The sequence below is a fragment of the Paenibacillus beijingensis genome (assembly GCF_000961095.1).
Taxonomy (GTDB): domain Bacteria; phylum Bacillota; class Bacilli; order Paenibacillales; family Paenibacillaceae; genus Paenibacillus_O; species Paenibacillus_O beijingensis.
The window spans coordinates 1,246,801-1,270,534 of sequence record NZ_CP011058.1 but is presented as its reverse complement, the minus strand read 5'-3'; the positions used below and the strand labels follow the sequence as shown (position 1 = coordinate 1,270,534).

At 53.2% G+C, this 23,734-nt stretch carries 23 protein-coding genes; 18 read left to right on the top strand and 5 right to left on the bottom strand.

The annotated features are described in order from the left end of the window. Positions 1–8 precede the first annotated feature (8 nt). Both VN24_RS05885 and VN24_RS05880 read right to left on the bottom strand, forming a co-directional pair. On the bottom strand, positions 9–854 hold the full coding sequence (locus VN24_RS05885) for a glycosyltransferase family 2 protein (RefSeq protein ID WP_193790100.1): 846 nt from the start codon (positions 852–854) through the stop codon (positions 9–11). Further along, positions 820–1,473: a glycosyltransferase family 2 protein gene (locus tag VN24_RS05880; RefSeq protein ID WP_045669627.1), complete on the bottom strand. Its 654-nt coding sequence runs from the start codon at positions 1,471–1,473 to the stop codon at positions 820–822. The genes VN24_RS05885 and VN24_RS05880 overlap by 35 nt, the downstream gene beginning before the upstream one ends. 261 nt (positions 1,474–1,734) lie before the next feature. Here VN24_RS05880 and VN24_RS05875 point away from each other — a divergent pair, with 261 nt between their 5' ends. From VN24_RS05875 to VN24_RS05860, 5 genes are all read left to right on the top strand, one after another. Then, a complete protein-coding gene (locus VN24_RS05875) occupies positions 1,735–2,544 on the top strand; it encodes a DUF1796 family putative cysteine peptidase (RefSeq protein WP_052702814.1) in 810 nt (269 codons plus the stop codon). 185 nt (positions 2,545–2,729) lie between these two features. Then, on the top strand, positions 2,730–3,260 hold the full coding sequence (locus tag VN24_RS26200) for a GNAT family N-acetyltransferase (protein WP_052702813.1): 531 nt from the start codon (positions 2,730–2,732) through the stop codon (positions 3,258–3,260). 50 nt (positions 3,261–3,310) lie between these two features. After that, the gene (locus VN24_RS27630; RefSeq protein WP_158453652.1) at positions 3,311–3,466 is read left to right on the top strand and encodes a hypothetical protein; all 156 of its coding nucleotides are present in this window, start codon (positions 3,311–3,313) and stop codon (positions 3,464–3,466) included. 138 nt (positions 3,467–3,604) lie between these two features. Then, positions 3,605–3,784: a hypothetical protein gene (locus VN24_RS05865; protein WP_045669626.1), complete on the top strand. Its 180-nt coding sequence runs from the start codon at positions 3,605–3,607 to the stop codon at positions 3,782–3,784. 247 nt (positions 3,785–4,031) lie between these two features. Beyond that, complete coding sequence (locus tag VN24_RS05860) at positions 4,032–4,853, top strand: glycosyltransferase (protein WP_045669625.1); 822 nt, start codon at positions 4,032–4,034, stop codon at positions 4,851–4,853. A gap of 52 nt (positions 4,854–4,905) precedes the next feature. On the opposite strand, the gene VN24_RS05855 is transcribed toward VN24_RS05860, so the two are convergent. Further along, the gene (locus VN24_RS05855; RefSeq protein WP_045669624.1) at positions 4,906–6,216 is read right to left on the bottom strand and encodes a nucleobase:cation symporter-2 family protein; all 1,311 of its coding nucleotides are present in this window, start codon (positions 6,214–6,216) and stop codon (positions 4,906–4,908) included. Between the two features lie 336 nt (positions 6,217–6,552). On the opposite strand from VN24_RS05855, the gene VN24_RS05850 reads away from it, so the two are divergent. The 5 genes from VN24_RS05850 (at position 6,553) to VN24_RS05830 (ending at position 11,389) form a co-directional block, all read left to right on the top strand. After that, positions 6,553–7,044, top strand: a complete 492-nt coding sequence (locus VN24_RS05850; protein WP_045669623.1) for a MarR family winged helix-turn-helix transcriptional regulator — start codon at positions 6,553–6,555, stop codon at positions 7,042–7,044. Between the two features lie 78 nt (positions 7,045–7,122). Next, positions 7,123–7,545, top strand: a complete 423-nt coding sequence (locus VN24_RS05845; protein WP_045673020.1) for an RbsD/FucU family protein — start codon at positions 7,123–7,125, stop codon at positions 7,543–7,545. Between the two features lie 605 nt (positions 7,546–8,150). Continuing rightward, positions 8,151–9,689, top strand: a complete 1,539-nt coding sequence (locus VN24_RS05840; RefSeq protein ID WP_045669622.1) for a bifunctional GNAT family N-acetyltransferase/carbon-nitrogen hydrolase family protein — start codon at positions 8,151–8,153, stop codon at positions 9,687–9,689. 11 nt (positions 9,690–9,700) lie between these two features. Further along, positions 9,701–10,600, top strand: coding sequence for a carbon-nitrogen hydrolase family protein (locus VN24_RS05835; protein WP_052702812.1), 900 nt, complete (start codon positions 9,701–9,703; stop codon positions 10,598–10,600). A gap of 24 nt (positions 10,601–10,624) precedes the next feature. Then, positions 10,625–11,389 carry an SDR family NAD(P)-dependent oxidoreductase gene (locus VN24_RS05830; protein WP_193790099.1) on the top strand — a complete coding sequence of 255 codons (765 nt, stop codon included), beginning with the start codon at positions 10,625–10,627 and terminating at the stop codon, positions 11,387–11,389. 236 nt (positions 11,390–11,625) lie between these two features. On the opposite strand, the gene VN24_RS05825 is transcribed toward VN24_RS05830, so the two are convergent. Both VN24_RS05825 and VN24_RS05820 read right to left on the bottom strand, forming a co-directional pair. Continuing rightward, positions 11,626–12,744, bottom strand: a complete 1,119-nt coding sequence (locus VN24_RS05825) for an ABC transporter permease (RefSeq protein WP_045669621.1) — start codon at positions 12,742–12,744, stop codon at positions 11,626–11,628. Positions 12,745–12,746: 2 nt separating this feature from the next. Then, the gene (locus VN24_RS05820) at positions 12,747–13,676 is read right to left on the bottom strand and encodes an ABC transporter ATP-binding protein (RefSeq protein WP_052703178.1); all 930 of its coding nucleotides are present in this window, start codon (positions 13,674–13,676) and stop codon (positions 12,747–12,749) included. 387 nt (positions 13,677–14,063) lie between these two features. On the opposite strand from VN24_RS05820, the gene VN24_RS05815 reads away from it, so the two are divergent. From VN24_RS05815 to hutI, 8 genes are all read left to right on the top strand, one after another. Further along, complete coding sequence (locus tag VN24_RS05815; protein WP_045669619.1) at positions 14,064–15,092, top strand: ABC transporter substrate-binding protein; 1,029 nt, start codon at positions 14,064–14,066, stop codon at positions 15,090–15,092. A gap of 133 nt (positions 15,093–15,225) precedes the next feature. Continuing rightward, positions 15,226–15,702, top strand: a complete 477-nt coding sequence (gene hutP / locus VN24_RS05810) for a histidine utilization transcription antiterminator HutP (protein WP_045669618.1) — start codon at positions 15,226–15,228, stop codon at positions 15,700–15,702. Between the two features lie 55 nt (positions 15,703–15,757). Next, positions 15,758–16,522 (top strand): ABC transporter permease, encoded by a 765-nt coding sequence (locus tag VN24_RS05805; protein ID WP_045669617.1) that lies wholly within the window; start codon positions 15,758–15,760, stop codon positions 16,520–16,522. Positions 16,523–16,531: 9 nt separating this feature from the next. Next, positions 16,532–17,365, top strand: a complete 834-nt coding sequence (locus tag VN24_RS05800; protein WP_045669616.1) for an ABC transporter ATP-binding protein — start codon at positions 16,532–16,534, stop codon at positions 17,363–17,365. A gap of 88 nt (positions 17,366–17,453) precedes the next feature. Further along, complete coding sequence (hisD, locus tag VN24_RS05795) at positions 17,454–18,719, top strand: histidinol dehydrogenase (RefSeq protein ID WP_045673017.1); 1,266 nt, start codon at positions 17,454–17,456, stop codon at positions 18,717–18,719. Between the two features lie 141 nt (positions 18,720–18,860). Then, the gene (gene hutH, locus VN24_RS05790; protein ID WP_045669615.1) at positions 18,861–20,390 is read left to right on the top strand and encodes a histidine ammonia-lyase; all 1,530 of its coding nucleotides are present in this window, start codon (positions 18,861–18,863) and stop codon (positions 20,388–20,390) included. Between the two features lie 290 nt (positions 20,391–20,680). Continuing rightward, positions 20,681–22,345: a urocanate hydratase gene (hutU, locus tag VN24_RS05785; protein WP_148505198.1), complete on the top strand. Its 1,665-nt coding sequence runs from the start codon at positions 20,681–20,683 to the stop codon at positions 22,343–22,345. A gap of 20 nt (positions 22,346–22,365) precedes the next feature. Continuing rightward, positions 22,366–23,646 (top strand): imidazolonepropionase, encoded by a 1,281-nt coding sequence (gene hutI, locus VN24_RS05780; protein ID WP_420798603.1) that lies wholly within the window; start codon positions 22,366–22,368, stop codon positions 23,644–23,646. Positions 23,647–23,734: the final 88 nt, after the last annotated feature.

Here is a 23,734-nt window from a genome sequence, read left to right as displayed (position 1 = left end):
CTGCCAAATCATGAATGGATGGATCCATTGATCATTAACTCCTTGTTCTCAGGATCGACAAATGCCAAATAATCGGGGACCGGATTCAGCGGAAATTGATTGAATAGCAACGAATATTGCTCTGCGCCGACTTTTCCACCCCATTTGTCGTTGTAATAAGTTTCGTAAAGCGGCAAATTCAAATCGTTCATTTCTTTTAAATGGACGTTCGATTTAATTGTATTTCCGCCGTTATTATGATGATGAACGGGAAGATCGGATTGGATGACTTCGTAACCGCTCAATTTCAATCTTCGGAGATAATCGTGATCGGCAAGATAATGAGGAAAGACCGTATCCCAAGGTCCTACCGCTCGAACTGCAGCCATGTTATACGCGGATAAGGCATTGTCGACAGCAGTTACGGCTCCCCATCTCGTACCCGTACTTTGGAGATTATTGAGCCTTTTCAGTAGCTGGTTCGGTGTCCCGGCTCCCGCTTCCGCATCATTATGCATGAACAGTACGGCATCACAGTTGCGCTCGGCCGCCATTCGGTGCAGCAAATTCATCGTCTGAGGCAGTGTTAGCGGAACGGGAGGCGTGTACACGGATACAGCCTCAGGCAATAACGCTTCCGTCTGTAAGCTTCCTGAGGGAGAGTTGTCGATAACGACCACGTTTTTCCATAAATCTGAGACGGAAGTTACCGCCTTGACGAGCAGATCGGAGCGATTGACATAACCGATGCCAAGCAAATACCTCATGTCAGAGCTATTCACATAACCGGTGTCAAGCTTCATGTTAAGGGGCATAAAATAATTTTTAATAAGCTGTAGATTATCGGTTAAAAGGAGTTGGATACTTTTCCGCATACCAAGTTCCTCCCCATTTTGTAATGTAAAATTGTTCATAAAGTTTAAATGTGCATTCATTTACCTTGCCCTTGTATGAATCAGATTTGTGGGTTGTTCCTCCCCCATTGTGATGGGTAACCGGCAGTCCCGTTTCTATAATCTCATACGGTGAATGCTTCATCCGCCAATAGTAATCACAATCGGTATAGTAGCTCGGCAAATTCGTATCCCACGGCCCGACAGCCTTCGCGGCCTCTATATTGAAAGCGACGAGTATGTCGTAAGCTGTGTAAGCAACACCCCATTTTCTGCCGGACGATTGGTACATTTTTATCATATCCAGAAAATATTGGGCTACATTCGGCTGTGGTTCTGCATCATTGTGCATAAATAGCACAAAGTCACAATCTCGCTGTGCGCCTAACTTTTGTAAATAATTCATCATTTGACAAAAATTAAAAGGAACAGGCGGCTCATAAACCGTGGCATAAGATTTCAACCAGTCGGCGTTGCGTAAATCTCTCCCTTCGGAATTATCGATGATCATCAAGTGGGGCCAATAAGGCTGAACGCTGAGAATAGCGTTACGCAGCAAATCCTGACGGTTCACATACCCTATACAAGCGAAGTATTTCATATTGCCTAAATCACCTCTTCCCAGTAGTCTGATCTGATCTGATCGATAGATTATTATATTAAGTAGAATTAGACCGGTGATAAGCCAATAGACTATTTTCAAAGAATCACTGCAGCTAGATATATAAGTCGAACCGCTAGTGCATCGCATATATAGATCTTGGTTCTATTTAACACGATTAATAGTTACACACAATATGCTCACGCCGTTACAGAGAGTCGGCAGACAAACTATAATACCGTAAGATTGGAGGTGATAAATTTGAAATTATCTGAACTGGAAAAATCATATGATTACTTCATCTCCCTCGGCGCTAATTGTATGCCCGCCCTTCAATTGGAGAAGTTGAATTTGAAACAAGCCACTTTGCCATTGGACTGGTTCGTCACACCTTCATCACCAAAAGTGGCCTATATGCTGTTAACCCGCTTTGCCAATTTTATGGAGCAGCCTAATCTAATCGTTAAATATCCGCATGACGGGCTCGGTACGTATATTGTCGAGGATTTCATTCATAACACACTTTCTTTTCACGATTTTCATATCAACGAAAACACTCCTACTTCTTTAACGGGTTATCCTAAATTCAGAGAAAAGATGGATAGGAGAATTAATAGGTTTTATAAACTGTTGAAAGACAAGCAGTCGTTTCTATTTATTCGGACACAAGTCGGATCTCAATCTGCGGAAGATGTGAGACTGCTTAAAGCGGCTATTGATAGTGCGGTTGGACCCGGGAAAACGGCTCATTTGCTGATCATTAACTATCTGCACCATGTTTTGCAAATAAATGAGCTGGAAACCGGTATCAATGGCGTGTGCGTAGTGGAAGCTCCTTATCATGGTGACGAAAACATGCACGAAACCTTTCGGCAGCTGTTGCAGGGTATGTCTTTAACAGGGGCTGATTCGTTAGTACATTCGGCTGAATCGGAAACCGCGGCGTCTCCCTCAGCGCTTGAGCCTGAGGCGGCGATTACGAAGCCCGATTCGAATGCGCCGGAGCCGACTGTGAAACAAGGTGCGAAATGGCTTGCCAAATTGCGTCAGCTTTTTGGACGAAATAATTGAAACAGTGTAGCTATAAAAAAGGACAGTCTCATAAGTCATGAAATGGCTGTGGGATAACCGGCGCTTGGAAAAGGGTGCGCTGCATACAAAGCGCCTGCCTAAGCTTCCTTTACCGGACAGCTGGCAGGTGTTTTTCGTTTGCCATGAGGGCGGCATTATTCTGCAGCATGCAAAGGGGTGAACATGTGAGGCACAATTTCAGCATCGATACGGACCGTCTTAAGCTGCGGCCGCTCGTGCGGGAGGATTTGGATCGCGTTTTTGGATGGAGAAACAAGGCGGAGATTCGAAATTCGTTTTTCAACAACGATATTATAACCTGGAAACAGCATCTCTCCTGGTTTGCAGCTTATTTGAATAATGAACGCGATATTGTTTTCATGATCGAAGAAACGGCGGACATCCACGAGGTTGTTGGGATGGGAGCTCTGTCCAATATCGATACCGACAAGCAAATGGCAGAGTTCGGACGGCTCATGATCGGCAATTCCAAGGCAAGGGGAAAGGGCATCGGCTTGGAGAGCGTTACCGCCATATGCGACTTCGGGTTTCTCGAGATGGGGCTTAAAGAAATTTATCTTGAAGTGTTCGAACACAATAGCGCGTCAGTAAATATTTACCAGAAGGCGGGTTTTGGGTTGACTGGCACCCGGGCTTCCGACCGGGGTACGGTGCTGGTCATGACGCTGTCCAGAGGTGACAGCCATTGTGGTTAAAGTCAGCTCGCATATATCCGCAACAATGCAATTCCAAAGGGGTGAACCGTATGATTATTTGGTCCGTTGCGGCCGTTAATCAGCTTGCCCAAGCCAAGGTGTTGGCGGAATCGGTGAAAAAGGAGGGAGGAAATTGCAGATTCGTATTATGTCTCGTTGCAGAAGAAATTCATCCGGACGCTCAAACCTTCACCTGCTTTGATTAAGTCGTTCGCGCCAAAGATTTTGGAGGTTCCTCATTTTTATAAATTTATCAATTAACCGTCTCCCTCTGGTGAGATGAATGCGGTTTTTTTGAGATCAATGCGGATGTAAATGGAAGTCTGAATATACGATATGCATTGATGAACGCGCTTGCCGGCACGTCGCTTGCTCCCCGCTATATGCCCGCCCGCAGCGGCGATGTTTGGTACAGCCGGCTCGATAATAACAAAGCAAGCCGCCTTCTTGTCTGGAAGCCGAAGTATGACTTCGTTACTGGTCTAAGCGAAACGTTGACCTATTACAAGGAGCAACGGAGATGAAAATAGTAGTCCCACCGACCGCGGATCTATTTGTGGTGGATCAATACTTGGGCCAGATTCAAATCGGCATTCAGAATTAAGTGAAGAAGGAGGCGTGCCTTAAGGGGCGCGCCTTTCGATTTGTATCGCCGGTACAATCCAGTCTTCGCCCGCCGGTTATGTCCATTTTGACGTGCACATCTTGAGCCTAATTTCATAAAAATATAACAGGAGAAACAGTTTTAAACGGAAAGCGGAGAGGAGAGCATTGAAAAAAATATCGATTATTACACCGTGCCTGAATGCTGAAAAATATATTGTGGAGACGGTTGAATCGGTCATCGGTCAAACGGCCGTACAGTCGGGAAGGGTGGAGCTGGAATATATTATTTGCGACGGCCTTTCAAAGGACCGGACGGTTGAGCGGATTCAAAGCTTCGATTGTCCCTTTATCAAGCTCCTATCCGAGAGCGACCTCGGCATGTATCACGCGTTATCGAAAGGCTTGAGGCTGGCAACAGGCGATATATGCGCTTATGTTAATGCGGGGGATTATTACTCCAGGCATGCTTTTGACATTATTCTGGATCTGTTTGAATCAAAGCAAGTGAAATGGCTCACCGGACTAAATGTGAACTATAACGATCGTTCGCAATTTGTCGCTTCTTTCCTGCCTTTTAAATACCGGAAAAACTTGCTGGGTTGCGGATATTACGGCAAAAAGCTTCCTTTCGTGCAGCAGGAATCCACCTTCTGGAGCAAGGAACTGAACGCGTTAATTGATCCGTATACATTGTCGACGTTTCAATATGCCGGCGATTTTTATATATGGCGACAATTTGCGGCCGTTGAACAATTAAAAATCGTGGAGGCATATTTAGGAGGGTTTCGGCTTCATAAGGGCCAGCTTTCCGAAAATCTGAAAGCGTATATGGCCGAGATGGCGTCCATTGAAACGAAAGCCGGCATTAAAGAATTGCTGACCGTTCAATTTGACCGCATCATTTGGAAGAGAGAACCGAGATTGAAGAAGCTGCTCAATCGGGACGGACTGTTCCGGTACGATCATCAGTTACAGAAATGGGTTTGAAAACCAGCCTGTTGCGACAGCAGGCTGGATGCTTCTTGCTTACTTAACGGTTTCAGGACGCTAGCTGTTCGGGTTCCGCCGATTCATCGGCAGAACCCGAGCGGAAATTGAAAAAGAGATTCAGGAGAATCGCGCTTAAACTTCCCGTTATTGTACCGTCGCTCACAATAATGTGCAGCCAACTGGGCAGCCCTTTGAACAGCTCGGGAACGACCGTAGCGCCGAGTCCTAAAGACATGGAAATGGCAATGATCAGCAGATTGTACTGGTTATTAAAATCGACGGAACTGAGCATTTTGATTCCGGACGAAACGACCATCCCAAACGTAACGATTGTTGCGCCGCCCAGAACAGGAGCCGGGATAACGGTGGCAAGAGCGGCTATTTTCGGGATGATGCCAAGAAAAACGAGAATGCCGCCTGCCGCGAAAACGACATTGGTCGTTTTAACTTTCGATAATTGAACAAGCCCTACATTTTGGGCAAACGTATTGTAAGGAAAAGCGTTAAAGATGCCGCCCAGTGTAAAAGCCAAACCTTCGGCACGGTATCCGCGAGCCAAGTCCTGGTCGGTTAGCGTCCGCTCGGTTATTTTGCTCAAAGCATAAAAAACGCCTGTCGATTCAATAATGATGACCATGCCGACAATAATCATCGTAATGATGGGCCCAATCTCAAATGTAGGGGTACCAAAATAAAAAGCGTTTGGAATATGAATCCAGGAGGCCTCGGCAACCGCGTCAAACTTCACTTTGCCCATCATAAATCCGACCAGCGTACCGCCGATAATTCCAAGCAGCACCGACAGCGCACGGGCATAACCTTTCAAAAAACGGTTCATGAATAAAATAGCAGCCAGAACGCCCAGAGAAAGGAGCAAATTTTCCAGGCTTCCAAAGTCCGGTTTACCGACGCCGCCCGCCATGTTCCGGATTCCAGTCGGAACAAGGGAAAGACCGATGATCGTTACGACAGACCCGGTTACAACCGGCGGAAACAGCTTAACAAGCTTGCTGAAAAAGGAAGCAAATACGAGGATAAAGAGGCCGGCGGCGATGATCGCGCCGTATATGGCCGTTACCCCGTACTGGCTGCCGATTCCGATCATCGGTGTAACCGCGACAAATGAGCTGCCGAGTACAGCCGGCAGGCCGATCCCGAAATATTTCGTTTTCCAGGCCTGAAGGATCGTCGCGATCCCGCAAGTGAGCAGATCGATCGCCACCAGGTACGAAAGCTGTTGGGACGTCAGGTTTAATGCCCGTCCCACAATTAATGGCACCAGAATGGCGCCCGCATACATAGCGAGTACGTGCTGCAGACCCAATGAGAATACTTTAAACTTGCCAATCTGTTGTTCCAACCCAAATCCCCTCTTTCATTAAATCTAACATTGTTTGTAAATAATTATTCCATATATATTTAAAGTATAATGAATGAGCTTTCAAATTTCATTAGTTTATGAAAATAATGTTAATGAAAATAAAAATGGACTTGAAAAGCTGTTCACGATGCACAAAAAAAGGGTTCTCCACTTGACAAATCAATGAAACACCGTTTTACATGTTACGAATGATGACATATGGGCCGGGCCAGTTGACTTTTGACGATCGATCATTTACGATGGATCGTATTATAGATGATGTATCATTTATGTATTGGACCGCAAAATTTTGGCATAAAGGATGTGGAAGAGCGAGTGGAAAAGAATAAGCATTCCAAGGCGGAAGCGTTTCGTTACCTCATTTTGGCGACCCAGCGGCAGGGCAATCGAATCTTGAACGACTTATTAAAGGAAATGGGATTAACGTCTTCGCAAGCCGAAGTGATCCGTATTCTGGATGAATGGGACAGCCTTTCGCTTAAAGAGCTGGGCAAATTATTAATATGTGAAACCGGCAGTCCGTCCAGACTTATTGAGCGGATGAATCAGGACGGTCTTATCGACAAAGTCGCGGACCCGAAAGATTCCCGGTATGTCATTTTACAGTTAAGCGCCAAAGGCGGGGAAATGGCAAGGACGATTGAAAGTATCGAAACTCAAATGTATGAGCAGATGCTGCGCATCTATTCGGAAGATGAGCTTGATCATATTTGCGGCCAGTTGATGCGGTTTTTAAAGGATCAGCCTATTGTCGAAACGTTAATGAAACGCGGTTACCAGCCGGAGGCCGTAACACGCCAATCGTGATTGACCGCAACACGGGACTCGCCTATCATTGAATTGACGGTTTCGTTTGTCAACTACATAGAGGCGAGGTGCTTGTTCATGTTGAAAACCGCTTGCACACATCCGGATTTGTTATATGCGCTCGCAAAGTGCGGGCACGGAGACAAAATATTAATTGCGGACGGTAATTTTTGCCTGGAATCGTACACGCACCCCGATGCCGCCAAGATCCGCTTGAATTTGACGGCCGGAATCCCGACGGTGACCGACGTGCTGCGCGTCATTACGCAGACGATCAATATCGAACAGGCGGAGGTTATGCTGCCGGATCACTCCTCGGAGCTGCCGATCTACTCGGAGTTTGCCGATATTATCGGAGACGGGATATCGCTTAACAGGCTGGAGCGGTTCGAGTTCTATGAAGTGAGTAAAAAAGAAAATGTAAAAATAGCCGTCGCTACCGGCGACTTGCGGCTGTTCGCCAACATTATCCTTACGGTGGGCGTCGTCACATCCGCATAGTTCTCCCTCATCATGCACAACCGATGTCTCTCTGCAGACTCTGGCCATGCCGTCAGAGTCTTTTTTGTTCATGAACTCAATTTGAGAAGGATTATTATTCTCACATACTTATTTTATATTACCATCTTTACAAAAGTTAGTACAGTGGTTATAATAACATTACCTTAACAAAAGGAGGCGTTAACGATGGCCCAATGTGCATGCGGTAAAACGCAAAGTAAAGAAGGAAGCTGTGACGGTTCCCACGCGAAAAAAGACAGCAAATAAGTATCGGACCCAAAAATATTAAAGCATACATAGAAGACTCTGACGAATGCCGTCGGAGTCTTTTTTTTCGTGAACCGAACCCGCTGTATGACACGGCCTGCTGCAAAATGCCGAAGCTTGAGGAGTCTCTCTTACCTCATTCATATGGCGGATGATGCCGCCGCGGAATTAGTCCGTTTAGAAAAGGATAAAATGAAGTATTGGTAAATATGGGGCAGTTTAAGCAGGTCGTTCCCGTTTCATAGGCGGCTTTTTGCTATACTGAACCTAATGATGAGCGAGAAATCATGTCTAACGGTTCCGGCAGCCAAATCCAATGGATCAAGGTGGGGATGATGATGACCGACGGTCATAAGTCGCAAATTGAGAAACGAATTATTATTCGCAGCATCGAACGCAAAGATTTTGAGGAGATTATCAAGCTCCAGCATGCCTGCTTTCCGAATATGAAGCCATGGTCGCTGGAACAGCTGGAAAGCCACATCCGGATTTTTCCGGAAGGGCAAATTTGCGTGGAATACGACAACCAAATCATCGGGTCGTGTTCCAGCTTGATTGTCAACTTCAACGATTATTTTGAGCAGCACACGTATGCGGAAATTACCGATAAAGGCTATATTCGAAACCATAACCCGAACGGCGAAAATTTGTACGGTATGGAGGTTATGGTTCATCCGGAGTTCCGGCGCATGAAGATCGGCAGGCGGCTGTACGAGGCGAGGAAGGGACTGGCCGAAAAGCTGAACTTAAAAAGCATTATCGTCGGCGGGCGAATCCCGGGCTACCACAAGTACAGCGATAAAATGACGCCGCGGGAGTATGCCGAAGAGGTGCTGCAGCAAAACATTTACGATCCGGTGCTCACCTTTCAGATGATGAACGGTTTCACCTTGAAACGGATCATCATTAACTATATGCCGGACGACCAAGAGTCGATGAGATATGCAGCGCTGCTCGAATGGAACAATATCGAATTTAAACCGGCGAAATCGAAGCTTCATTATAAAGTATCGTTTCCGGTTCGCATTTGCGTCGTTCAGTATATGATGAAGAAAATCGGATCCTTTGAAGAGTTTGCGACGCAGTGCGAGCATTACGTCGATGTGGCGTCGGACTACAAATCCGATTTCGCCGTATTCCCGGAAAACGTCACGATGCAGCTGCTGTCGTTTCTCGAGGAGCGCTCGCCCAGCCTCGCGGTCCGAAAATTGGCGGAGTTCACGCCCCAATATGTCGAGCTGTTCTCCGATTTGGCCGTGAAGTACAACGTCAACGTGATCGGCGGATCCCATTTTGTCGAGCGAAATAAACGCATTTATAACGTGGCCCATCTGTTTCGGCGCGACGGAACGATGGCGACGCAGACCAAGCTCCACATCTCCCCGAACGAGCAAAAGTGGTGGGGTATTAACGGAGGGCCGAATCTGGATGTGTTCGATACCGACTGCGGCAAAATCGCGATGATGCTGAGCAGCGATATCGAGTTCCCCGAACTTTCGCGCATTGCCGCGCAGGAAGGGACGCAGATTATCTTCGTGCCTTTTTGTACGGAGGACCGTCAAACGTTTTTGCGCGTCAAATATTGCGCGCAGGCGCGGGCGATTGAAAATCAAGTTTACGTGGTGACGGCCGGAACCGTCGGCAATCTCACCCACGTTGAAAATGTCGACATTCAGTATGCCCAGTCCGGCGTATATACGCCTTCCGATTTTTCGTTCGACCGCGACGGGGTGGCGGGGGAATGCAGCGAAAACACGGAAACGGTCATGATGGCCGAACTGGATCTGGAAGTGCTGCAGCGCTATAAAAAAACGAAAGACGCATTGACGATCCGCGACCGCCGGACAGATCTTTATTCTTTACAAATTCGTTCGTAGAGGGTGATCATGTGACGCAATTAACGATCGGCTTAACGCAGTACGCTCTTCAAGGCATCCGGACGGAGCAGCAGTTCTGGGACGGTCTGGAAGCAAGAATTAATGAGGCTGCGGAAGAGCATGCGGAGCTGCTCGTGTTCCCGGAATATACGACGGCCCATTTGCTCGCTCTTGCGCCGCCGATGAGTTATGCCGAGGCGTGTCATTATTTAGACGGCTTTACGGCGAAGGTTGTGCAGTTTTTTCAAGCGGCTGGCACAAAGCACGGCATGGTCATTCTTGGGGGAACGCACATCTGCAGGGAGAACGGGGATTTCGTCAACAAGGCGCATCTTTTTTTTCCCGACGGCCGGATCGAAACGCAAAATAAGCTGCATTTGACCCCGGAGGAACAGAACCAGTGGAAGCTGACGCCCGGCAGCGGGCTGAACATGATCGAGACGAAGTGGGGCATGGCGGCGATCTTGACCTGCTACGATATCGAGTTCCCCGAAGCGGCCAGAATCGCGGCGGAGCGTGGAGCGGAGCTGATTTTATGCCCCTCCTATACGGATGCCGCTTCCGGCTTCTACCGGGTTCGCAATACATGCCAGGCGCGCGCCATCGAAAATCAGCTGTTCGTCGCGCTGAGCGGAATCGTCGGCGAGCTTCCGGAGGAACGGCCTCAAATCGACAAAGGCTACGGTCAGGCGGGCTTATTTGCGCCGTGCGACCGTCCTTTTCCGCCTGACGGCATTTTGAAAGCCGGGGAAACGAATGAGAATATGACGCTCTTTGCCACGATCGACTTTTCCCAGCTTCAGGAAAACCGGCGGGCCGGCATCGTCGCCCCTTTTTACGACCGCAGACCCGACCTGTATGAAAAGGAACGCCGGAGAATACCAGATAGCCGGGTGAATACGAGGAGATAAACGATTGGGGAGGAGGATGCTGCAATGATTTCGATTGACTTGACGATGAAAACGGCGCTCGTTACGGGCGCAACCGGCGAATTGGGACGCGTTATGGCGCGGACGCTGGCGAAGGGCGGCGCCGACATCATCATCCACTATTACAGCAATGAGCACAAAGCGCATCAGCTTCAGCAGGAGATCGAGCAGCTCGGCCGCAAGGCCATGATCGTACAAGCGGATGTCGCCGATCTGGACTCGGTGATGCGGATGAAAGAGGCAGTCGAGGGCCGGTTTCAGCTGCCGGATATCGTCGTTGCCAATGCGGTTTCGCAGTATAGCTGGACCTCCGTGCTGGAGCAGAGCGTAGACGATTACGTCGACCAGTTCAATTCCACCGTACTGCAGGCCGTTCATTTGGCCAAAGCGTTTGTGCCGCACATGATCGAGCGGAGAGCGGGCCGCATCATTGCGATCAATACGGAATGCGCGATGCAAAATTTTCCGAGCCAGTCCGCTTACGTCGCCGGCAAACGCGGGATGGACGGCGTGTACCGCGTGCTGGCCAAGGAGATCGGGGAGCATCAAATTACGGTCAACCAAGTCGCTCCGGGCTGGACGATCAGCGATCGTGACCGGGAAAATCAGACTGAGCGCAGCGAATCGTACGAGCGGACCGTTCCGCTCAAACGGCGCGGGACCGATCAGGAAATTGCCAACGCCGTCGCTTTTTTGGCATCGGACTTAAGCAGCTTCATCACCGGGGCGTATATTCCGGTTTCGGGCGGCAATGTGATGCCGGCGATCTAGACTGATTCTCAAGCGGACCTCAGATTTGCGGTCTCCACTTTGCCCGCAATTTGCTAAAGCAGCAGTCAGCGGACCCGAGCCAAAACGAACCGGTCAAGGATATACCCTTAACCGGTTCGTTTTTTTGCTTTTTGCAGCTAATGAGCTTGATCACTCCGAGAGTATCCTGTTTGTTTTTGGAGTCGTGGGGTCGTCCGGTTGGCGGTCTAGCTATAGCGGACTGCCTGATGGTCCGGTTATGAGCGTACCGCCGCTTGCCGGCGGAACAGCTGCGATCCGATCACAAACGTGACGGCGCCCCACAACGCGAGGATGCCGATGCCGGTCCAGAATGCGCCGCTTGCAACCCCTCTGCCGTATACCATGCCGTCCCGCATGCCGTCGACGAAATAGGTGAGCGGCAGCACTTTCGTGACGGGATGCAGCCATTCCGGCAGCGAGGAAGCCGCGAAGAAGATCCCGCTCAGAAACATCATCAGAAAACTCGCAATGTTCGCAAGGCCCATGTAGGACTCGAGCGATTTGCTGAATGAAGCGAACAAGTAGCCGATCGCGTTGAAGGCCAGCGTGCCGATCAGGAAGACGATGATAAGGCTGGCAATATCCAGATGCAGGTTCGCGCCGAAGCCGAATACGCCGATCAGGGTGAGCAGCACGATTTGAATGACGCCCAGCACCATGCGCACGGTCATGCCTGCGAGGCCGAACAGCCCCATTTTTACTGGAGTTAAGCGCAATCGCGTCAACATTCCTTTGCGGCGCATCTCCACCATATCCACCATGCCGAACAAGCCGCCCTGCGCGACGGACAGCGCGATCATGCCGGTCAGCAGAAAGTCTTCATACTTGAGATCCGCGCTTCCCGAGGAGACCGACTCCGTCTTCAGCTCGAACGCAGGGGTAGCCCCGGCAACGGCTAGATTGGACTGCTGGACGAATTTGTCCAGAATGCCCGCCACCGCCATCGTCGTTGAATTTTTCTCCTCCTCCTTGTTGACGATCAGCCGCATCGTATTGGCGCTTTCCGTTTCTGGCAGCACGATGAGCGCATCCACATCCTTGTCTTTGACCCACTTATCTCCTTGCTCCAGACTGACCGGCTGCTCCGATTTCCATTCAAACACCGGCACCCGGCGCAGCTGCTCCAGCAGCATTTGGGAGGTGGAATTGGCCTGCGGCTCCACGACGGCGATGCTCGCTTTGAAGCTGCCCCCCGAATTGCCGCCGAAAATAATCATGAACAGAACCATCAGAATGACCGGAAAAAAGATGTTCCAGAACCAAACCTGCTTCTCGCGGAACATCATCTTCAGATGTGCGGAGAACAGCTTGCCGAACTGATTGGCATAGCTCATCTTCAGTCCCTCCATTCCTTGCCCGTATAGGCGATGAACACGTCTTCGAGGCTTAACTCGCGGATGGCGACCTGCTCCACCCGAAAGCCCCGCTGTTTCGTAAATCCGAACAAATCCAGCAGCGTATCCTCCGGATGCTCCGTCCACAGCTTCAAGTCGGCGCCGTCCCGGTCCGTCCGAACGACCGACGACAGGCTTTGCGCCATCCGCTCGGCCTCAGCCGCCGCTTCCGCGCCGTCGGTAAACGACAGCCGTACTTCCCGCTCCTTCGTCAACCGGTCGATCAGCATGGCGGGCGAATCGAGCGTCACGACGCGCCCTTGATCGACGATGCACACCCGATCGCTCAGCTTCTCCGCTTCCTCCATGTAATGCGTGGTCAGAATCGTCGTTTTGCCCAGCGATTTCAGCTTCAGTATAATTTCCCATATATTGCGGCGTGCTTGCGGATCGAGGCCGGTTGTCGGCTCGTCGAGGAAGATGATTTCAGGATCGCTGATCATGGCGAGCCCGATCGCGAGCCGCTGGCGCTGCCCGCCGGATAATGATTTGACCCGTTTGCTGCGGTGGTCGGTCAAGTTGATCATTTCAAGAATTTCCGCAGATTGGCGGGGTTTCGGGTAAAACGTCGCGAACAATTCCAGATTCTCCTCAACCGTCAGCAGATCGAACATCGCACTCGATTGCGGCTGCACGCCGATCATGATTTTGATCGCTTCCGCATCCTTCGCCCAAGTCCGGCCCCCAAAGGCGATCTGTCCCCGATCCGGCGTCTGCAGCCCTTCAATCATTTCCAGCGTCGTCGTTTTTCCGGCGCCGTTCGGTCCGATGATCGTGAACACTTCCCCCGCCTCGACGGTGAATCCGATGTCTTCCACTGCCGTTACGGAGCCGAACGTCTTGCGCAGCCCGCTCACATCCAGTATGGACATTTCATCCTCCCCCATCCATGATCCATCTCTTAAGTTCACGATTATTGTAAAAGAAATCCTGCCTGCGAGCGACCTTCTTTAGCATGTTTTTCCACTAGGTCCCGGGACGGATGGGATGAACTTTTTGCGTTACATTACCTGACATAAAATCATTGACAGCAGAGAATGGCCGAGTGTAAAATGTACAAAAGCGCGATATAGTTTCTAGTTAAAAGAATGTGTCTTTGATTGACGGGAACTCACCGGGTTCCTGTTGTCGAGCGCATTTATTTTTTTTTTAAGGGGGGAAATTTTCTTCGGGCTGGACGACCGCTGTCGAATTTGAGAATGGACAAGCGGGCTTAAATGAAATGTTGGAATCATAAACTTACTTAATGGGGTGGATGTATGTTGAAGAAGAAATGGATGCTGCTTGCCGTTATTTGCCTGACCGCATTAACACTTTCCGCATGTGGAAGCAGCAAGAACGGATCTGCCGACACGGGCGCAAGTGCAACGAAGACGAATGAAAGCAGCGGTTCCGCATCAAGCGAAAGTGAAACCATTTCCTTCACAATGGGCGTCGAGCCGTGGATCGGCTACGGACCTTGGTGGATTGCCGCCGAGCAAGGGATCTTCAAGAAAAACGGTCTTGATGTAACGGTGGAAAACTTTAACCAGGACGCGGACATCAATGCCGCATTCGCATCCAAAAACATCCAAGCCGCCAACATTGCCACGCATACCGCAATCAAAATGGTCGGCAACAACGATCTTGCGCTGAAGGGAATTGTATTCCTCGATCAATCGGAAAAAGCGGATGCCGTACTCGCATCAAGCAAAATCGGCAGCGTTGCCGATTTGAAAGGCAAAAAAGTCGCGTTCGAGGAAGGTACGACCTCCGATCTGTTATTCCGGCAGGCGCTCGCCGAAAACAACATTAAACCGGAAGAGGTCACGTTCGTGTACATGCCGGCGTCCGACGCGGGCCTTGCGCTCCTTTCGGGCAAAGTCGATGCCGCCGTCACGTATGAGCCTTACATTTCGACGATTAAGAGCAAGGGCGACGTCAAGATTTTGTACTCCGGCGAGAACTCCCCGGGACTGATCAGCGATATGACCGTTATCGACGCCGAGTTCCTTTCCAAGCACCCTGACGTGAAGGGCAAGCTGCAGAAGGTATGGGACGAAACGCTGACGTACTGGAAGGCGAATCAGGAGGAAGGCAATAAAATATTGGCGGAAAAAAGCGGCATTCCCGCAGAGGAGCTGCCGGTTATTTTAGAGGGACTTCAATTTTTCACGGTGGCGGATCAGCAGCAGATGGCCGATTCCGGCGAACTGTTGAAAGCGGCCGAGAACATTCAAGGCATTCTGACGAACCAGACGGTGCTGAAGAAGCAGGTCGATTTGAAGTCGATGCTGCAAATTAAGTAAGCGGAAAGCGCCGTTTCCCGTCCGGTATGGGAAACGGCGCATTTGATAACATGCAAGTAAAGCGGAAGGCTGTCCGCCCGCTTTCGGCATGCCGCATGGATGAGGCAGACAACAGAAAGGAGCGAAATGAGCGATGGACAAAAAAGCGGTGGACAAACATTCCGGCGCCGACTTTCCGATCGGCAAGCTGACGATCCTGCTCGCGGTGCTCCAGGAGCATGAATGGCGCAAAGCGATCGAGCAGCAGCTGACGGAGGGCGGCTACCGGTTCACGATCGGCCGAGTGGGCGCGATGGATTTGATCAAGGTCGTGGCGGCGATCGAGACTGCGGCCAAGAACAACCAGATCATCGACGGCGAATCGTACCGCGAAGTGCACGCCATTTACCACGCGATTATTGAAGCGATCCAAAGCGTCGGCCGCGGCGTCGTGCAGTTCGGCGACATTTTGCGTACCGTAGGGCTGACCTTCTCCATCGTTCGCGGTAAAATGTCCGGCGCCGTCAATCATGAAGGGGAGTGGATCGGAGTCTGCGTTTACGGCACGATCGGCGCTCCGAAGAAAGGCTTCGAGCACGAAGCGATCGGCTTCGGCTTCAACCATATTTAACATGCAGCTTTTTCAGATGCTGGGTATGAACTTGAACAGGAGGCGAGGGTAACATATGAAGAAATATTCGGCGATCTCGGCAGCAAGCATCCTCCTCGTGCTCGCGATTTGGGCTTATCTCACTTATTCGAACACGATCGACAAGCTGTTTCTGCCGACGCCGGGCGACACGCTGCAGGCGCTTGTGGATGAGATCCGCGAAGGCATCTTTTTTGAAGACCTTGCCGTCAGCTTTTACCGGATCTTGATGGGCTTCCTCATTTCGACCATCTTTGCGGTGCCGATCGGCATGATGATGGCCACCTCGCGCACTTGGCAGGCGATCTGGGAGCCGCTGATCGGATTGATCCGCTATATGCCGGCGGTTGCATTCATTCCGTTATCGATTTTGTGGTTCGGCACGTCCGACCTGCAAAAGTTTTTCATTCTTTTCCTCGGCGTCTTCTTCCAGGAAGTGATCATGATCGCCGACAACTGCAAGACGGTGAACAAGTCGCTGGTCGAAGTCGGCAAGACGCTCGGGCTTTCGAAGGGCGAAGTGATGAAAAGCATCGTGTTCCGCGCGGCGCTGCCCGGAATGGTCGACACGTTCCGGACGACATGGGGCTGGGCGTGGACGTATCTCGTCGTGGCCGAGCTGGTGGCCGCTTCGGAAGGCCTCGGCTTCCGCATTATGCAGGCGCAGCGGTATTTAGCAACTGAGCGCATCGTACTGGGCATCGTCGTCATCGGCCTGCTCGGACTGATTACGGACCTGCTGTTTGCCGGACTTTACAAAAAACTGTTCCCTTGGAAAGCGCTCGAAAAAGCGAAGGGATGAGGTGGGATCATGGCTATTCAAGTACGTAACGAACAACCGGAGCTGAAAGAAAGCATGCTGGTCGCAAGCAAAGTAACGAAGACGTTTGTCAGCGGCGGCAAGGAAATGACGGCCCTCGACCAGGTCGATCTGACGATCCGGAAGGAAGAGTTCGTCTCGCTGCTCGGTCCGTCCGGCTGCGGCAAGTCGACTTTTCTGCGGCTGGTGGCCGGGCTTGACCCGATTACGGAAGGCAAGCTGCTGCTGAACGGCGAGCCGATCAATGGGGCCGGCAGAGACCGCGGCGTCGTATTCCAGCAGTACAGTCTGCTGCCGTGGATGCACGCCTGGGAAAACGTCGCTTTCGCCTTGAAGAAGGTGAGCGGACCGAGCAAAGCCGAGAAGAAAGAGATGGCGTATCATTTTTTGGAGCTGGTCGGGCTAAAAGGGTTCGAGAAATCGTATCCGGCGCAAATGTCCGGCGGGATGCAGCAGCGGGTGGCGATCGCCAGGGCGCTCGTTTACCGGCCGAAGCTGCTTCTGATGGACGAGCCGTTCGGCGCGCTTGACGCGCAGACGCGCAGAGATATGCAGGATCTGCTCATGCGCATCTGGACGGAAGAGAAATGCGGCGTGCTGTTTGTGACGCACGATGTGGACGAGGCGATCTATTTGTCGGACCGCGTCTACGTGATGAGCGCCCATCCGGGCAGAGTGGCGAAGGAAATGACGATTGAAATGCGCAAGCCGAGGGACTGGAACGACCAGCTGACCGATCAATTCGTTCATTACAAACGGGAAATCGTAACCGAGCTGGAACGGCAAAAGTCTTTGAAAAATTTGTCGCTCAAAACAAAGGCTTAGCTGCTCAAACAAGCATCGCCGCTCAATGAATGTCTTAGCGTCACAAAAACCAAGTCATAGAATGAAGGATTCCGGGGTGAAAAGCTTGATAGCTATCGTAGAGCGAAATCAATTGAACGTGGACCGGAATTCGGGCGCGGATGGCCAGGAACGCCGGGAAGCCGTTCTGAACATTATAGAGCGGGTGAAGCTTGAAGGGGACGCCGCCCTGTTTGACCTTACCGAAAAATTCGACAAGGTGAAGCTGACGGAACTGGCGGTGCAGCCGGAGGAGTTCGAGGAAGCGTACCGGGTGATCGATCCGGCCGTGCTGGAAGCGATTCGCGAGGCGATCGTCAACATCCGCGATTACCATCAGCGCCAAGTGCGGCAGTCGTGGACGACAACGTCGGAAACGGGCTCGATGCTGGGGCAAATCATCCGGCCGCTCGAGCGGGTAGGCATTTACGTGCCCGGCGGAACGGCCGCTTATCCGAGCTCGGTCTTGATGAACGCGATTCCGGCTCTCGTCGCCGGGGTGCCGGAAATCGTCATGACGACGCCTCCGGGCAAAGACGGCAAGCTGAACGCCGCCGTGCTGGCAGCCGCCCGCGAGCTCGGCATTACCGAGGTGTACAAGACGGGAGGCGCGCAGGCGATCGCCGCGCTTGCGTTCGGTACGCAGACCATTCGCCGGGTTGATAAAATCACCGGTCCGGGCAACGCGTTCGTCGCCGCCGCCAAGCGGGAAGTGTTCGGCCATGTGGCAATCGATATGATTGCCGGTCCGAGTGAAGTGGTCATTCTTGCCGACGAAACGGCGAACCCGGTTTACATTGCGGCCGATCTGCTGGCGCAGGCGGAGCATGATCCGCTCGCTTCGTGCGTGCTGGTGACGACGTCCGCCAAGCTTGCCGAAGACGTGCAGGCGCAGGTAGCGAAGCAGCTGCCGGAGCTGGCGCGCAAAGAGATTTCCGAGCAGTCGATCCGCCGCTGGGGCGCGATTTGTGTGGCGGCCGATCTGGAAGAGGCGTTTGACATCGTCAATGAGCTCGCTACGGAGCATTTGGAAGTGTTTATTTCCGATCCGTTTGCATATATTGGAAAAATAAAGCATGCCGGCGCCGTCTTTATCGGCGAGAACAGCCCGGTGGCGATCGGCGACTATTTTGTCGGTCCGAACCACGTGCTGCCGACGGGACGAACGGCGCGTTTTTCCTCCCCGCTCTCAGTGGATGATTTTATTAAGAAAACAAGTTTGATTCATTACAGCGGCACAGACATGTTGAAGAACGGGCACAAGATCGCCGCACTCGCCCATTTCGAAGGATTGCAAGCCCACGCCAGGTCGGTAGAGCTGCGGTTAGAAGAGTAGCAGGCAGACGACCGGCGTTTGATCAACAGTTAACAGTTTCAACCCCAACCGAATCAGCGGCCATTTAGCGATTAGTGATTTAGAAGCCGGTACCTTTATTAGGTATGGGCTTTTTTCATTACTCGTAAAGCAGGTGGAAATATGCAGTATACAGCCGTAAAACCGGTTATCGTGAACGGACATTCCTTAACGATCGAGCAGGTCGTAGGTGTGGCGCGCCATGGAGTCCAAGTGGGAATCGACGCGGACAGCACCCTCAAAATGCAGCGTACCCGTCAATATGTGGAGAAGCTTCTTAGTGAGAAAAAGGTCGTGTACGGCCTGACGACGGGCTTCGGAAAATTCAGCGACACGTATATTTCAGGAGAAGATGCGAAGGCGCTGCAGGTCAACCTGATCCGCAGCCACGCCTGCGGCATCGGCAGTCCGTTTGCGGAAGAGGTGGTGAGAGCCATTCTGCTGCTCCGCATCAACGCCCTTGCGCTCGGCTATTCGGGCATTCGTCCGGAGGTCGTGCAGCTGATGATTGACATGCTGAACCGGGGCGTGACGCCCGTCGTTCCCGAGAAGGGTTCGCTCGGCGCAAGCGGCGATTTGGCGCCGCTGTCGCATCTGGCGCTCGTCATCTTCGGCGAAGGCGAGGCGTATTATCAAGGGGTGCGCATGCCGGGCGGCAAGGCGATGGAGCTGGCGGGCATAACGCCGCTTGCCCTTGAAGCGAAGGAGGGGCTCGCCCTGATCAACGGCACGCAGGTGATGACCGCCGTCGGCGTTCTCGCCTGCTGGGATGCGCAGCGGCTTGCCGAATGGGCCGACTGCGCAGCAGCGCTCACTTGCGAGGCGCTCTACGGCGTGCGGGACGCATTCGATGCGGCAACGCATGCAATCCGCCCGCACCGGGGCCAGCGGAAGTCGGCGGAGAACATCAAGAAGCTCACGACCGGAAGCCGCCTGATGACCCGTCAGGGCGAGCGGCGGGTGCAGGACGCCTATTCGCTCCGCTGCGCGCCCCAGGTTCACGGCGCTAGCCGCGATGCGCTCGAGTATATCGCGGAAAAGCTGGAAATCGAGATCAATTCGGCTACCGACAATCCGCTTATTTTTGCCGATGAAGAGCGGGTCATTTCGGGCGGCAATTTCCACGGACAGCCGATCGCGCTGGCGATGGACCACCTGTCGATCAGCGCCTCGGAGCTGGCAAACATTTCCGAGCGGCGGATCGAGCGGCTCGTCAATCCGCATTTGAACGAAGGGCTGCCGCCGTTTCTGACGAAAAACGGAGGGTTGCAGTCGGGCTTCATGATTGCCCAGTACGCGGCCGCTGCCGTCGTGTCCGAGAACAAGTCGCTCGCCCATCCGGCCAGCGTCGACTCCATCCCTTCCTCCGGCAACCAGGAGGATCATGTCAGCATGGGCACGATCGGCGCCCGCAAAGCGAGGCAGATCGTCGACAACGCCTATTCGGTGCTGGCGATTGAGCTGCTGAGCGCCGCGCAGGCGCTCGATTTCCGAGACCCGCAGCTGCTCGGCAGCGGCACGAAGAAGCTGTACGACCGCTGCCGGGAGCGGGTCGCTTTTGTCGACGAGGACCGCGTGCTGTCGCACGATTTTCAGACGATCGCGGAGTGGATGAAGCAGGCGGATTCGCTCGCGGAGTTGGCGGAGTTGTGAAAAAGGAGCGCTGCACAGGCGGGTTTGATCTTCCGATCGCTGTTGTGGACGGATTCCTTGATTCCATAAACCCTTAGCAGGGTTGGAATCCGTCCACAAAGGCGCCCGCTTCGCTTCTCCAGATTCAAACCCGCCCGCTCTACTTTCCTTTTTCGAGGGGAAAAGCAGATCGGTCTGTGCGGGAGAACCGCTTGCCGACAGTCGTCTTGGAACATCCACCGTGTCTCGCGGTGGTTGCCAACTGAAGAAGTCGACGATTTTTCACAGTTACAATTAAGGAGGATGGAGAGATGAGCATGAATACGACGAACCGAGTGGTGCGCGCACCAAGAGGCACGGAGCTGAACACGAAGGGATGGGTGCAGGAAGCCGCGCTCAGGATGCTGATGAACAATCTGGACCCGGAGGTCGCCGAGCATCCGGATAAGCTCGTCGTGTACGGCGGAATCGGGAAAGCGGCGCGCAACTGGGAAAGCTTCGATGCGATCGTGGCGACGCTGAAGACGCTGGAGGAGAACGAGACGCTGCTTGTGCAGTCGGGCAAGCCGGTGGCTGTCTTCCGTACGCACAAGGATGCGCCGCGCGTGCTGCTTGCCAACTCCAACCTCGTGCCGGCGTGGGCGAACTGGGATACTTTCCACGAGCTCGATAAGAAAGGGCTGATCATGTACGGGCAAATGACGGCCGGAAGCTGGATTTATATCGGTACGCAGGGGATCGTTCAGGGCACGTACGAAACGTTCGCGGAATGCGCCAGACAGCATTTCGGCGGCAGCCTGAAGGGGACGATTACCGTCACCGCCGGTCTCGGAGGCATGGGCGGCGCGCAGCCGCTCGCGGTTACGATGAACGAGGGCGTCGTGATCGGCATCGAGACCGACCGCACCCGCATCGAGAAGCGGATTCGCGACCGCTACTGCGACATGCTGGTGGAAAGCCTGGACGACGCGATTTCGTTGGCGCAGGAGGCGAAGGAAGACGGACGCCCGCTGTCGATCGGCCTGCTCGGCAACGCGGCCGAGGTGCTGCCGGAGATGATCGCCCGCGGCTTTATTCCGGATATTATTACGGACCAGACGTCCGCCCACGATCCGCTGAACGGCTATTTGCCCGCCGGGTTTACGCTGGCGGAAGGAGCGAAGCAGCGCGAAAGCAATCCGGAGGAATATGTGAAGCTGGCCAAAAGAAGCATGGCGCTTCACGTCGAAGCGATGCTGGAGATGAAGCGGCAGGGTGCGATTGCCTTCGATTACGGCAACAACATCCGCCAGGTCGCTTATAACGAAGGCGTCGGCGCGGCGTTCGATTTCCCGGGCTTTGTACCGGCTTATATCCGCCCGCAATTTTGCGAGGGCAAAGGACCGTTCCGCTGGGCGGCGCTGTCGGGCAATCCGGAGGATATTTATAAAACCGACGAAGCGATCTTGAAGACGTTCCCCCACAATGAAGCGCTGTGCAAGTGGATCCGGATGGCGCAGGAGAAAATCGCATTCCAAGGGCTGCCTTCGCGAATTTGCTGGCTCGGGTACGGCGAGCGGGCGCAGTTCGGGAAAATCATCAACGACATGGTCGCCTCCGGCGAGCTGTCCGCGCCGATCGTCATCGGCCGCGACCATCTCGACGCCGGCTCGGTTGCGTCCCCTAACCGCGAAACCGAAGCGATGCGTGACGGCAGCGACGCGGTCGCCGACTGGCCGATTTTGAATGCGCTCGTTAATACCGCATCGGGAGCCAGCTGGGTTTCCGTGCATCACGGCGGCGGTGTCGGCATGGGCTACTCGCTGCACGCGGGAATGGTCGTTGTCGCCGACGGCACGAAGGAAGCAGAAGAACGGCTGGAGCGCGTGCTGACGAGTGACCCGGGCATGGGCGTCGTCCGGCATGCGGACGCCGGCTATGAGCTGGCGGTCGAGACCGCGAAGAAGAAAGGGATCCGGATGCCGATGCTCGGCTGATCCGGATGCGGGTGAATGGGATGATCTACATTCGTAACGCTTCCCAGGTCGTGACGGTAGCCGGCGCGAGCGATACGCCTAAAACAGGGGACGACATGGGGCAGCTGCATGTGATCGAGAACGGCGGCGTCGTGCTGGAAGGCGAGACGATTCGCTTCGTCGGAAGCGACAAAGAGGCTCAGCATTACGTGGACAGCAAAGCCGCAGACGGCGATGAGGTAACGGTGATCGATGCCTCCGGAAAGCTGGTTACGCCAGGGCTCGTCGATCCGCATACGCACGTCGTGTTCGCCGGATCGCGCGAATTCGAGCTGGATTTGCGGCTAAAGGGCGCGACGTACATGGATATTTTGAATGCGGGCGGCGGCATTCTTTATTCGACCGCGAGAACGCGCGAGGCTTCTGAAGCGCAGCTCGTGGAAGAGACAAGAAAGCGGCTGGACCGCTTTCTTGCCCACGGGGTGACGACGGTCGAAGCGAAAAGCGGCTACGGTCTGCGGCTTGAGGACGAGCTGAAGCAGCTGCGCGCCGCCCGTGTCTTGAATGAAGAGCACCCGGTCGACCTGGTATCGACCTTCATGGGTGCGCACGCCGTCCCGCCGGAATATAAAGGCGATCCGAGCGCTTTCGTGAGGCTCGTGACGGAGGAGATGATTCCGGCGGTCGCACGGGAGAGGCTCGCCGAGTATTGCGACGTGTTTTGCGAGGAGGGCGTTTTTACGCCGGAGCAGTCGCGCTCGATTTTGGAAGCGGGGAAAAAGTGGGGCTTGAAGCCGAAAATCCACGCCGATGAAATCGTCCCTTACGGCGGGGCGGAGCTGGCGGCCGAGATCGGCGCCGTTTCGGCGGAGCATCTGCTGCGTGCATCCGATGAAGGAATACGGGCGATGGCGGAGGCGGGAGTGATTGCTGTTTTGCTGCCTGGTACGGCGTTCTTCCTGATGACGAAGCCGGCCAACGCCAGGGCGATGATCGCAGCCGGGGTGCCGGTTGCGCTGTCGACGGACCGCAATCCCGGCTCCTGCCCGACCGAATCGCTGCCGTTTATTATGAATTTGGCGTGCCTGAGCATGCGGATGACGCCCGCGGAGGTGCTGACGGCGTGTACGATCAACGCCGCCCATGCGATCGGCCGGGCCGACCGGATCGGCAGCATCGAAGCCGGCAAGCAGGCGGATATCGTTCTGTTCGACGCGCCCAACTATATGTATTTGCAGTACCACTACGCGGTGAATCTCGTCGATACCGTCATCAAAAAAGGCCGGCCCGTGATCGTGAACGGCAAGAGGGTGGACGGATGACGGAAAAAGGTGCAGGCTCGACGAAAAGGGGGCAGGCGCATGACGCAGAGAGTGCGCTTGGGCGGCGTAAAAAAAGAGCAGACGCAGA

Bases quoted from the DNA above. Each gene is read 5' to 3' on its own strand.
- hutH (WP_045669615.1), top strand. From the start codon at position 18,861: ATGCAGTATACAGCCGTAAAACCGGTTATCGTGAACGGACATTCCTTA.
- hutP (WP_045669618.1), top strand. From the start codon at position 15,226: ATGGACAAAAAAGCGGTGGACAAACATTCCGGCGCCGACTTTCCGATC.
- VN24_RS05885 (WP_193790100.1), bottom strand. From the start codon at position 854: ATGCGGAAAAGTATCCAACTCCTTTTAACCGATAATCTACAGCTTATT.
- VN24_RS05845 (WP_045673020.1), top strand. From the start codon at position 7,123: ATGTTGAAAACCGCTTGCACACATCCGGATTTGTTATATGCGCTCGCA.
- VN24_RS05830 (WP_193790099.1), top strand. From the start codon at position 10,625: ATGATTTCGATTGACTTGACGATGAAAACGGCGCTCGTTACGGGCGCA.
- VN24_RS05800 (WP_045669616.1), top strand. From the start codon at position 16,532: ATGGCTATTCAAGTACGTAACGAACAACCGGAGCTGAAAGAAAGCATG.
- VN24_RS05825 (WP_045669621.1), bottom strand. From the start codon at position 12,744: ATGAGCTATGCCAATCAGTTCGGCAAGCTGTTCTCCGCACATCTGAAG.
- VN24_RS05840 (WP_045669622.1), top strand. From the start codon at position 8,151: ATGACCGACGGTCATAAGTCGCAAATTGAGAAACGAATTATTATTCGC.
- hutI (WP_420798603.1), top strand. From the start codon at position 22,366: ATGATCTACATTCGTAACGCTTCCCAGGTCGTGACGGTAGCCGGCGCG.
- VN24_RS05805 (WP_045669617.1), top strand. From the start codon at position 15,758: ATGAAGAAATATTCGGCGATCTCGGCAGCAAGCATCCTCCTCGTGCTC.
- VN24_RS05865 (WP_045669626.1), top strand. From the start codon at position 3,605: ATGAACGCGCTTGCCGGCACGTCGCTTGCTCCCCGCTATATGCCCGCC.
- hutU (WP_148505198.1), top strand. From the start codon at position 20,681: ATGAGCATGAATACGACGAACCGAGTGGTGCGCGCACCAAGAGGCACG.
- VN24_RS05815 (WP_045669619.1), top strand. From the start codon at position 14,064: ATGTTGAAGAAGAAATGGATGCTGCTTGCCGTTATTTGCCTGACCGCA.
- VN24_RS05880 (WP_045669627.1), bottom strand. From the start codon at position 1,473: ATGAAATACTTCGCTTGTATAGGGTATGTGAACCGTCAGGATTTGCTG.
- VN24_RS05820 (WP_052703178.1), bottom strand. From the start codon at position 13,676: ATGTCCATACTGGATGTGAGCGGGCTGCGCAAGACGTTCGGCTCCGTA.
- VN24_RS27630 (WP_158453652.1), top strand. From the start codon at position 3,311: ATGATTATTTGGTCCGTTGCGGCCGTTAATCAGCTTGCCCAAGCCAAG.